Below are 1,407 nucleotides of genomic sequence, written 5' to 3'. Positions count from 1 at the left end.
ACATCGGCGAGTTGCCCACGGGCGCCGCCGAAGAGCTCGCGGACCGGTTGGCGCGCACGGACGCGGTGGTGCCCGCGGTCGAGGGCGCGCCGCTGGACGCGCTCGCCTTCGCGCGGCGCTGGACCGCGGTGCGGGGCGGCGCGTACCGGGGACGCCGAACTCTGCTACGCCTGCAACCTGGCCATGGCCGCGGAATGGGGCATGCCGTCGCCCCGGCTGTCGCCCGCGGCGATGGCCGGGCGGATCGCGGGCGGCCGGTGGTGGTTGTGGGAGGACCTCGGCGAGCCGGTCTGCTGGTCGCCCATCGGGAGCCGATCCACGGCTGGTCGCGGATCGGCCCCGTGTACACCCCGCCGGCCGCGCGCGGACGCGGATACGCCTCGGCGCTCACCGCGCGGGTGCCGCGAGCATCCGGGCCGAGGGCGCGGAGCCCTGCCTGTTCACCGATCTCGCGAATCCCACCGCCGACCGGATCTCTCGAACGCTCGGCTTCGTCGGAGTGCACGACCTGGTTTCCTACCGGTTCGAGCCGCCGCCTCAGCCGACGAAGAACAGACCGGTGCCGTAGGCGTCGGGGGCGGCGACGAAGAAGCCGTCGGACGTGGTCGTCGTGGGGATGCCCGCGTCCTCGACCAGGTCGCGGGCCGCGTCGGCGTCGTCGACGGGGACGGTGAGCGCGGCCAGGTGGGCGGCCGCCGGGTTCGCGGCCGTCTCCGGCAGCACCGCGTCGGCGTCGGCGGCGCGGAGGAAGTCCAGCCGTGAGGCGCCCAGCGGCAGCATGGTCAGCGGGCCCTCGCGTAGCGGTTCACGATCCAGCAGTCGCCGGTAGCGGTCGACGATGCCGGGCAGGACCTCGTCCGCGGCGACGACCAGGACCGCGGCGATGCCGCGCGCGCCGTTCGGGTGGCGGGTCCGGGGCTCGTCGGCGTGGACGGGGCGCCGGGCCACCTGGGCCACGCCCAGCGACGCCTCGGGGGTCTGCCGGGGGTCGATCCGGAGGACGCGGGCGTGGGCGGCGCCGTCGCGAGGGTCCGCGCAGGCGCGCAGCCCCATCTCGGTCAGCCGCCGCCGGGCCTTCGCGGCATCGCCGGTGCCGAGGTCGAGCAGCCGCAGGCCCTCGGCGCGGGGACCGGTGCGACGGACCTCCGGCCGGGGGCCCGCTGCGACGCCGAGCAGATCCAGCGACGCGGCACCGACCCGGGCCGACACCCGCGCGGCGTGGTGCGGCCCGGCGGGGACGGCGGCCAGCGTGAACCCGAGGTCGCGGTAGCGGCGGGCCAGCCGCTGGGTGTCGCGGCCGAGGAGGCCGACGCGGTGGAGGCCGGTGATGTCTGCGTGCATGGTTCCGATGCTGCGGCGCGGGCCGGCCCGTGTCGCCGGACGCGGCCACCGGCGCCGGAATCCGAC

The 1,407-nt window shown here is 77.3% G+C and carries 2 protein-coding genes; both read right to left on the bottom strand.

The features are described 5' to 3' along the window. Positions 1 to 164: 164 nt before the first annotated feature. Positions 165 to 305, bottom strand: coding sequence for a hypothetical protein (locus tag ON36_RS35105; RefSeq protein ID WP_157225035.1), 141 nt, complete (start codon positions 303 to 305; stop codon positions 165 to 167). Positions 306 to 537: 232 nt separating this feature from the next. Beyond that, a complete protein-coding gene (locus ON36_RS28500) occupies positions 538 to 1,341 on the bottom strand; it encodes a VOC family protein (RefSeq protein WP_043660125.1) in 804 nt (267 codons plus the stop codon). Positions 1,342 to 1,407 lie beyond the last annotated feature (66 nt).

The sequence above is a fragment of the Nocardia thailandica NBRC 100428 genome (assembly GCF_000308795.1).
Classification (GTDB): Bacteria; Actinomycetota; Actinomycetes; order Mycobacteriales; family Mycobacteriaceae; genus Nocardia; species Nocardia thailandica.
This window is presented reverse-complemented; position numbering and strand designations above follow the sequence as displayed.

Bases quoted from the DNA above. Each gene is read 5' to 3' on its own strand.
- ON36_RS35105 (WP_157225035.1), bottom strand. From the start codon at position 305: ATGGGCGACCAGCAGACCGGCTCGCCGAGGTCCTCCCACAACCACCAC.
- ON36_RS28500 (WP_043660125.1), bottom strand. From the start codon at position 1,341: ATGCACGCAGACATCACCGGCCTCCACCGCGTCGGCCTCCTCGGCCGC.